The organism is Kribbella sp. NPDC059898, assembly GCF_042730855.1.
Lineage (GTDB): Bacteria > Actinomycetota > Actinomycetes > Propionibacteriales > Kribbellaceae > Kribbella.
In genome coordinates this window covers 59,732-68,349 of the sequence record NZ_JBHWKR010000027.1, presented here as the reverse complement: position 1 = coordinate 68,349, position 8,618 = coordinate 59,732, and the positions used below count along the sequence as shown (strand labels likewise).

Genomic DNA, 8,618 nt, shown 5'->3' with positions numbered 1-8,618 from the left:
CAACCCGCGACCGTTCACCTGGACCAAGACCGCCGACCAGATCTTCGAACGACTCAACGCATATATTCAAAGGATTCCTGGCGGGGGACACTAGAGCAGAATTCATCGACCGCAGCACAACGGATCAGCTCTACCTCCTGGTGTCGTGGACCTCGGATCCGGAAGAGATCGTTCGGCAGGCGCGGCGATGAGGTCGACCGCTGACACACATCTGGCACCTGTGGAGCGGGCGCCGCCGTGGCTGTCTGACTCGGACCTTTGTCGGTCCGCGCGTTGAGCTGTCGTGGCGGGTCGTGGAGTTCGAGCAGGTCGTGTTCTGTGGCGGCGGCAACCATGCTGACGATACACAGGCTAACCGCCGGGGATGGCTACCGGTACTTGCTGCGTCACATCGCTTCCGGCGATGTGGATCGTCGCATGTCCACCTCGCTGACGGCGTACTACATGGCCGTCGGCTACCCGGCCGGGCGATGGATCGGCAGCGGCTTGGGTGGGCTCGGCGCGGGTGAGCTTTCGCCTGGAGATGAGGTCACCGAGGCGCAGATGGCCGCCCTCTTCGGGAGTGCCAACGACCCGCTGACCGGCCAGCCGATCGGGCTTCCGTACCCCGTTTTCAAGAGCCCGTCGGAGCGGGTTGAGGACCAGATTGCTGCGCTCGACCCCGGGCTCGATGACGCCGCGCGGCAGGGCGAAATCGACCAGATCTGGAAGCGTGAGATGCGGCGGAAGGCGAAGCAGGCGGTCGCCGGATTCGATCTGACCTTCTCGCCGGTGAAGTCGGTTTCGGCGTTATGGGCGACTACGGATGTCGGCACCCAGGAGCAGATCGTCGCCGCTCATCACGAGGCGATTCGCGATGTCATCGCACTGATCGAGCAACAGGCGGCGTTCACCAGAACAGGGGGCCAAGGCGCCGCCCAGGTCGACGTGCGCGGCCTGATCGCCGCCGCCTTCGACCACTGGGACACGCGCAGCGGTGATCCGCAACTCCATACCCACGTCGTGGTTGCGAATCGGGTGCAGGGCGAGGACGGGCAGTGGCGGACGCTCGACAGCAGGACCCTGCACCGCTCGATCGTCGCGATGTCCGAGATCCATAATGTGCTCCTCGCCGACAACCTGACCCGCCGGCTCGGCGTGAACTGGGAGCTGCGAGAACGCGGCTCGCAGCGCAATCCGGCGTTCGAAATCGACGCCGTACCCGATGCGCTGATCGCCGAGTTCTCCGCCAGAACCGAACAGATCGAGGCCAATCTCGCGGCGCTTCTCGCGGAACAACAGCACCCACCCGGCCGACGCGAGATGTACGTGCTTCGCCAACGCGCGACGCTCATGAACCGCCCGCCCAAGCACCTCGCACAACCGCTCGCCGCGATGATGGCCCGATGGCGGACGCGCGCCGACCAAGCGATCGGCGGTCAGGCCGTCGCGACCATCCAACAGTCACTCCGGCGGGCCGGCGACCGTCCGCTCGCCGCCGCTGATCTCAGCCCGGAGACCATCGAAGCGTACGGCGCCGCGACCGTCCTCACGCTCCAAACCAAACGCGCGACCTGGAACCGCTGGAACCTCCTCGCCGAGGCCGCACGCCAGACGCGGCTGCTCCGCATCGTCTCCGCCGGGGACCGGTTCGCCGTACTGCAGTCCGTCGTCGAACGCGCCGAGCACCATTCGATCAGCATGACGGCGCCCGACGTCGTCTCGACACCGTTCATAAGGGCAAGCGGAGAGAGCGTCTTCACCGTCCACAACGGCGAGATCTTCACCTCCCCCGTCATCCTCGGCGCGGAGTCGCTCCTGCTCGACCTCGCGCACGACTCCGCAGGTCCGACCATCAGCACAGTCCACGATCAAGGCCTGAGCGCCGACAAGACCCGCGCCCTCCACCGAATCGCCACCAGCGGCCAGAAGGTCGAGGCCCTGATCGGACCTGCCGGCACCGGCAAAACCAGCTTGCTCTCCATCCTGGTGACCGACTGGCAGGCGGCGTACGGCGACGGATCAGTCATCGCTCTCGCTCCGTCGTCGGCGGCATCCACGATCCTGTCCGACGCCATCGGCACCCCCACCGAGAACATCGCCAAGTGGATCTACGAATCCACCGGCCTCGGCGCCGAGCAGCGGCGGGAACGGATCATGCAGACCGAGTACGCCGTACGCCTCGCCGATCAGGCGCGCCGTCGACGCCGCCGGCAGCGCTTGGCTGTGCAACTTGCAGCGCTCCGTGCGGAGAAGGATCAGTGGACCTTCCGCGCGAATCAGCTCGTCATCGTCGACGAAGCCTCGATGGCCGGCACCATGGAACTCGCCACTCTCGCGCGCGCCGCCAACGCCGCCGGCGCGAAATTCCTCCTCGTCGGGGACGACGCCCAACTCGGAGCGGCCGACACCGGTGGCGCCTTCCGCCTCATCGCGCAGGACACCGACGCTGCCGAGCTGACCGACGTATGGCGGTTCATCAACCCCTGGGAGCGCGACGCCGGCCTCGCCCTGCGCCGCGGAGAGCTCACCGCGATCGACATGTACGACGAGCACGACCGCCTCGTCGCCGGCGCGAGCGACCGCATGGAAGACGCCGCGTACCAGGCCTGGCTCGCCGACACCAATCACGGCAAAGCCAGCCTATTGATCGCCGGCGACAACACCACCGTCGCCCGGCTCAACGCCCGCGCCCGCCTCGACCGCATCACCACCGGCGAGGTCGAACCCGACGGCATCGAACTCCACAACGGCAACCACGTCGGCCTCGGCGACCACATCGTCACCCGCCTCAACAACCGCCGTCTCCCCTACGGTCACCGCCAATTCGTGAAGAACGGCGACCGCTGGACCGTCATCCACCGCTGGCCCGACGGCTCGCTCACCGTCCAAAACCCTTCCGGCGACACCGTCACTCTTCCGACCGGCTACGTGCAGGAGTCCGTCGAACTCGCCTACGCCACCACGGCCCACCGAGCCCAAGGAACGACCGTCGACACGGCTCACGTATACGTCACCGACCAACTCACCCGGGCCCTCCTGTACGTGGGTATGACGCGCGGTCGTCACAGCAACATCGGCTACGTAGCGACCCATCAGAGCATGCCCGACCTCCACGAACCGCACCCCGACCAGACCATGCAAGACGTCCTCGAAGCCGTCCTCAACAACCCGGGTGTCGAACAGTCCGCTCACGAAATCATGCGTCAAGAACTCGACAACGTGACCCGCCTCGACCGGCTCATCCCCGTTCACGAACACCTCTGCCAGCTCGATGCCCGCGCCCGATACCGCGCCGCATCAGCCAGCACCGGGCTCTGCGCCGGCGACCGGGCGGCGCTCGAAGCCTCCCCCGCGTACGGCGCTCTCGTCGCCGAACTACGCCGGGCTGAGGCGGCTGGCCTGAGCGCGTCGGACGTTCTCGGCCGGGCCGTCGATCAGGCAACATTGGCCGACGCCGTCGACCTCGCCGCAGTACTCCACGCAAGAGTCGAACGCCTCGTCAGCCGAACTCTCCGGCGCTCTGGGCGCCAACCGGTCGCTGGGCTGGTCACGCCGGCCGTCAACGTCAGCGACCCCAACCTGGTCGCCCCACTGCGCGAGCTTGAGGCTCAGATCAGCCAGCGCGCCGACGACCTGGTCCAACAGGCCGCAGAGGACGGTGCCGACTGGTACGACGAACTCGTGCGGCAGGTCGCGCTACCAAACGAGGCGCTCCGATCCATCGCCCGCGCGATCGCCAGCTACAGAGAGCTCTACAACATCCGCGGGCCGACAATCCTCGGCGCTCCCCCCAGCCACCACACAGCCCTGCAACGAACGCGACACCTCCGACTGGCGCAGCACCTCTCCGCAGTCTCCACCACCCCATTCGACCTCCCGTCCGCAAGCGATCCCGCGGACGTCGACCTTGCGCGCTGACGCCGGCAATCCACCTTTGTTGATGAGTTGATGGCTACTGTCCGCCGGCCTTACGACGCGGTGACCGTCCGATCGCACAGCTTCCAGACGGCCGAACGGTTACGTTCGTCGAGGAAGCTCTCCGTCCAGGCCGTGTCGATCGCGTTCTTGTCGAAGTACTCGCCAGTGAGGCCTTCCAGTTGGGCGCCGCCGCCAAGTGGATGCTTGAGCGGGCGGCCTTCGCGACGTCCTTGAAGTGCCACGATCGCTCGGGCCGCAGCGGCGGCACAACCGGGCGGTGCCCACGGGACGGCGCATCGGCATCGCGTGGTTGCATGGCATCGACGCGTGACCCGGGTACACCACGTTCGCGGTGATGTCGGCCGTACTGTCCGTTCGACCTCACGGATCTCCATGCAGAGCATCGAGTTTCTCAGACCCTCCCACCACCCCTGGGCCACGTACGCGCCGCTTGCGCGAGCGACAGCACGACGATGCGCTGCCCACGACCGACGGCCGTCACCCAGATGATGCCCGCGATCGCGAGCAGCCCACCCGGCCGCAGTTCGCGCACCGCCTCGCGGAAGACGCCCGCGTTGTGGTCGAGCGGTGAACCTGTCAACTGGGGTTGCCAAGGCCGGCGTCTCGGTCGCGGATGATGGCCTGGCTGCGGTGGGTGACGTGGACTTTGGCGAAGATCGTTGTGAGGTTGTTGGCGACTGTTTGCGCTGACAGGTGCAGGTGCTGGCCGATCTCGGCGTTCGACAGGCCAGCGGCCAGGTGGTCGAGGATCTGGTGTTCGCGTGGGGTGAGCTCCGGGAACGCGTCAGGCCGGGCCGGCGGTGTCGCGAACCCAGCCGCGCAGCCGCCCGGCAAGCGTGGCGCCGAAGGCGGGCTGGCCGCGGCGGCCGCGCGGACCGCGTACCGCGTACCGCGTACCGCGTACCGCGTACCGCGGCGATGATGTCGGCATTGTCCGAGCCTTTGACGAAGTAGCCGAGTGCGCCGGCTTGGACGGCGGTGAACACGGTCGCGTCGTCATCGAACACGGTCAGTACGAGCACCCCGGCTCGTTGTGCCCTGGTCACGATCTGCCGAGTGGCGTCGATTCCGTGGATCCGCGGCAGTTGCAGATCCATCAGTACGACGTCCGGCCGGAGATCGCGCCATTTCAGTTGCTGACGCGCGATCCGTTCGGAACAGGCAAACCGGATCACCACGCCTAGGAACACGACCGCTGTGGCGCCGACCACGAGTACGTCGGCGGCGCGGCCGACGATCGTAACCACCGATGAGCGCGTTCGGCAGCCCGCTGTCGGCGAGGTCGCCGATCGTCGAACCACCGAGTACGCCACCCAGCACCACTGCAGCGGTGGACACCACCAGCAGCAGTTCGAGGAGCCTGCCCAGCGGGCCGGCGGCAGTACGCAAAAACCGAAGAACCACGCCTGCGACGCGAAACCCGAGGCCCCACCGGCAAACGCCGAACCAGCCCAACCGGCTCGACACGTCCGAAGGCAACCCCTGCCGTTGCTCCATCAGCCGCCCCGCCGCCGGGCCACTGAATCAGCGCGGCACGACGCGACGGTCAGTGCCAACTCTCGACGTGCGCCGTGCGGTGTGGTCATGTGAGTGCATGGAGCCTCAGGAAGGGAGTACCAATCGAATCACGGTGCTCTATGACGCGTTCGGGAGCCGACCCGGCCTGATCAAGGACTGGGGATTCGCTGCGCTCGTAGAGTTCCAGGGCCGGCGGATCCTCTTCGACACGGGGAACGACTCGAGGACGTTCGCCGCCAATACCGAGGCTCTCGATGTCGACCTGCGCACGATCGACCTCGTCGTGATCTCGCACCGCCACGGCGACCACACCTCCGGGCTCGAGCACCTGCTGCACGTCAACCCCGACGTGCCGGTCTACGTGCCGGCCGAGCTGTACGGCGTCTTCGGCTCGAGCCTTCCCGGCCACTTCTACCCGCGCCGCCCGTCGCTGCCCCGTTCCATGCAGTACTACGACGGCGAGCCGCCCGACGTCATCCGCCACGGCACGCCGTGGCCGGGGGCACGATTCACCTGGATCGAGGAGACGACCCCGCTGGGAAACGGCGCGTGGCTGCTCGCCGTTGTCTCGGAGGTGGCGGGAACCAGTGAGCTGCGCGAGCTCTCCCTCGCACTGCAGACTTCGCAGGGACTGATGCTGGTGGTGGGCTGCTCGCACCCTGGGATCGAGCGGATCCTGGAGGCCGCTGCCACGATCGACGACCGTGTCCGCTGCATCGCCGGAGGGCTCCACCTCGTCCTGGCCGAGGAGCCCGAGGTGCGTCGCGTCGCACAGGCACTCCGCGACGAGTGGCTTGTGCAGACCGTCGCCCCAGGCCACTGCACGGGTGAACCCGCTTTCCTGACACTGAGCGAGGCGTTCGGTGACCGCTACCTGTACGCCGGTCTGGGTGACACTGTTCTCATCCCGTGATGCGCGCACGGCGATTCTGATCGTGCGGACCGGCAACGCGCCGCGCGCAGAAGGCCCGCAGTTCACCGGCAGCTTCTGCGCTCGTACGTCATGTGACCGCGAGATCGACAGGTCACCGGTTTAGCCCTGTACCGTTCAGCTCTCGCCTGCCTCCGGGCGGTGCGATGTACGGCTGCAGCCGAGGAGGGAGCTCCAGTCGCGGAGGCGGCGCACGGCGAGGGTTAGGTCGCGGTGGAAGGTGAGGGGGTCTGAGGGGGCTGCATCGGGTTGGTAGCAGGATTCCCAGAAGGTGCGCAGAGCGGAGAGTTCTTCGAGGATGGCGCCATGATGGGGCCAGCACGGTGGGACTATCTTGTGGTCGAGGTTGTAGCGCGTGGTGGCCCAGGTGACCCAGTCGGCGAGGCGTTCCAGTTCTTCGGTTGTGCTGGTGGGGTCGAGGTCTCGCCAGCAGACGACGTACGGGTCGGTGGGTGGGACGTAGGCGAGTGCTCTGGCGAGGTCGTCGTCGCGGTTCATCGGAGGACCGTGCGATCGATGCTCTCGCGGATCTTGGCGGCGTCGGGTCGGTCGTACCAGGGGGTCATGGTGAGCAGGATGGGTGGAGCCGTGCGGGCCAGCAGTACGCCTGTGCCGAAGGGCAGGGTGCGGATGACGTCGGGTGGGAGAATCGGGATCCGGCGGGTGCTGGTGGAGGTGGTGCGGCCGCCATCGGGGCCACGGCTCCAGTTGCGGATCTCTTCGTCGCGTTCGCCGCAGATGGCGGCGAGGTCTTGGAGGTCGCGGGGTTGGGCGGAGCCGCCGAGGATGAGGCGGAGGGTCGCGGCGTCCCACATCGCGGCGGCCGCTTGTTCGCCCCAGCGTTCGCGGGCTTGAGCGAGGGACTGGATGACGACATGAGTGGAGATCCCCGAGCCTCCCCCGTCAGCCATGAGACTGGGCAAGGACGGTACGGCACACAGGTTGGCGATCTCGTCCAAGACGAGCGCGAGAGGCGGCTCGAGCCGTCCTCCTGGGTTGTGCGCGGCTAACTGGCGGGCCGTCTCGGTGATGTCCTCGAGGAGCGCGGCGATGAACGCGGAGGTCGCGCTGGCTCCGGCTCCGGTGCCGAGCAGGTAGATGGTTCCGCGTCCCCGGATGAACTCTGCGGGTTCGAGGCCTTCGCCGGGTGGCGGGTCGAAGGAGCGCCGTACGGCAGGATCGGCGAGTGCGGACAGGGCGGAGCGGACGCCGGCCCAGATGGCGTCGCGGGTGCGGCCGTCCATGCGCACGATGCCGTCGAGGGTGTCGCCCCAGCCCTCGGCCGCGGAGTCGGAACGGTTCAGGATTGTCACGGCTTCGGTGGCGGATGCCGGCTCGAGTCCCCAGCGGTAGAGCTGAGCGATGCCTGCGCCATCGATTGCCGCCGCGTGGAGAAGGCCGCGCAACGCCATCTCGGTTTGGCCGTGCCAGAAGGCTCCGTCGGTGACTCCGCCTTTCGTGAAGCCGGCGCCTGCGGCGAGTCCGCTGGCTCGGACCATCGCGGTGGTCGGGTTTTCGCAGCCGCGGACCGGTGACCAGCGGATGCCTTCGGCTCGTCCGAGGCCCTGTGGGTCGAATACTGCGACGGGGCCGATCTCGCGACGGAGCTCCAGGGTGGCGGCGAGGTTGTCGGGCCGGGTCGAGGTGGTGACTACGGCGCCTGGTGCGTCAATGATGGCGCCCACGATCTGGTGCAAGCCCTTGCCAGAGCGCGGCGGACCGACGTCGATGCGTGAGTCCTCGACGGATGCCCAGCATTGTCTGCCGCGCGAATGCCCGAGGAGCGTTCCGACCTCGGACGGATTCCGCGTCGGCGCCTGCGGTCGCGCGGTTTGGCCGCGTCGTACGACTTGCCGGCGCCCTACTGCGGCCTCGACCTCGGTGACTGTGGCCAGGCCGGGACGTGCGGCCAGAGCGCGCCGCCGGTTCGCCGGCGTTGAGCGTCGGCCTTGCCAGAGCCGTGCGCCGACTAGGCCAGCGCATGTCGGTAGCGCGACGACGGCCAGCAGGGCTAGCCAGTAGCTCACTGGGCCGAACTGTGCCGCGGTCATCCCGAACGCGATCGCCGGGTCGCCGGGATGCATCACGACTAGTGAGGCGTCGATCCAGGCCGATCTTGGCCAGTGCCCGGTCGCGAGCAGGCTCGCAACACCGCCGGCGACGTAGAGGACACCGGTGCCGCAGAACATGATGCCTGCGCCGACGACGAGGAGCTCGTTGAAGTCGTGTGAGGGTCGTTGGTTCATTG

8 protein-coding genes and 1 pseudogene are annotated in these 8,618 nt (G+C 67.7%); 2 read left to right on the top strand and 7 right to left on the bottom strand.

All coding sequences use genetic code 11. The features are described from left to right. Positions 1 to 318 precede the first annotated feature (318 nt). Complete coding sequence (mobF, locus tag ACFV9C_RS43320) at positions 319 to 3,900, top strand: MobF family relaxase (protein ID WP_380203686.1); 3,582 nt, start codon at positions 319 to 321, stop codon at positions 3,898 to 3,900. A gap of 50 nt (positions 3,901 to 3,950) precedes the next feature. Here the strand turns inward: mobF and ACFV9C_RS43315 are convergent, their stop codons facing one another. From ACFV9C_RS43315 to ACFV9C_RS43295, 5 genes and pseudogenes are all read right to left on the bottom strand, one after another. Continuing rightward, on the bottom strand, positions 3,951 to 4,142 hold the full coding sequence (locus tag ACFV9C_RS43315) for a hypothetical protein (protein WP_380203694.1): 192 nt from the start codon (positions 4,140 to 4,142) through the stop codon (positions 3,951 to 3,953). Positions 4,143 to 4,312: 170 nt separating this feature from the next. After that, positions 4,313 to 4,501 carry a hypothetical protein gene (locus ACFV9C_RS43310; protein ID WP_380203684.1) on the bottom strand — a complete coding sequence of 63 codons (189 nt, stop codon included), beginning with the start codon at positions 4,499 to 4,501 and terminating at the stop codon, positions 4,313 to 4,315. Further along, entirely contained in the window at positions 4,498 to 4,755 is a 258-nt protein-coding gene (locus ACFV9C_RS43305; RefSeq protein WP_380203682.1) for a response regulator transcription factor, read from the bottom strand. The genes ACFV9C_RS43310 and ACFV9C_RS43305 overlap by 4 nt, the downstream gene beginning before the upstream one ends. Continuing rightward, positions 4,706 to 4,852 (bottom strand): hypothetical protein, encoded by a 147-nt coding sequence (locus ACFV9C_RS43300; RefSeq protein WP_380203692.1) that lies wholly within the window; start codon positions 4,850 to 4,852, stop codon positions 4,706 to 4,708. Before ACFV9C_RS43300 ends, ACFV9C_RS43305 begins: the two co-directional genes overlap by 50 nt. Positions 4,853 to 4,886: 34 nt before the next feature. After that, positions 4,887 to 5,096: pseudogene (locus ACFV9C_RS43295) on the bottom strand (response regulator); the annotation flags it as partial. 74 nt (positions 5,097 to 5,170) lie between these two features. Here ACFV9C_RS43295 and ACFV9C_RS43290 point away from each other — a divergent pair. After that, positions 5,171 to 6,352: an MBL fold metallo-hydrolase gene (locus tag ACFV9C_RS43290; protein WP_380203680.1), complete on the top strand. Its 1,182-nt coding sequence runs from the start codon at positions 5,171 to 5,173 to the stop codon at positions 6,350 to 6,352. A gap of 135 nt (positions 6,353 to 6,487) precedes the next feature. On the opposite strand, the gene ACFV9C_RS43285 is transcribed toward ACFV9C_RS43290, so the two are convergent. Then, positions 6,488 to 6,868 carry a hypothetical protein gene (locus ACFV9C_RS43285; protein WP_380203678.1) on the bottom strand — a complete coding sequence of 127 codons (381 nt, stop codon included), beginning with the start codon at positions 6,866 to 6,868 and terminating at the stop codon, positions 6,488 to 6,490. After that, positions 6,865 to 8,616 (bottom strand): type IV secretory system conjugative DNA transfer family protein, encoded by a 1,752-nt coding sequence (locus tag ACFV9C_RS43280; RefSeq protein WP_380203676.1) that lies wholly within the window; start codon positions 8,614 to 8,616, stop codon positions 6,865 to 6,867. Before ACFV9C_RS43280 ends, ACFV9C_RS43285 begins: the two co-directional genes overlap by 4 nt. Positions 8,617 to 8,618: the final 2 nt, after the last annotated feature.

Coding starts and splice junctions, on each gene's coding strand:
- ACFV9C_RS43300 (WP_380203692.1), bottom strand. CDS start 4,852: ATGCCGACATCATCGCCGCGGTACGCGGTACGCGGTACGCGGTACGCG.
- ACFV9C_RS43285 (WP_380203678.1), bottom strand. CDS start 6,868: ATGAACCGCGACGACGACCTCGCCAGAGCACTCGCCTACGTCCCACCC.
- ACFV9C_RS43280 (WP_380203676.1), bottom strand. CDS start 8,616: ATGAACCAACGACCCTCACACGACTTCAACGAGCTCCTCGTCGTCGGC.
- ACFV9C_RS43290 (WP_380203680.1), top strand. CDS start 5,171: ATGAGCGCGTTCGGCAGCCCGCTGTCGGCGAGGTCGCCGATCGTCGAA.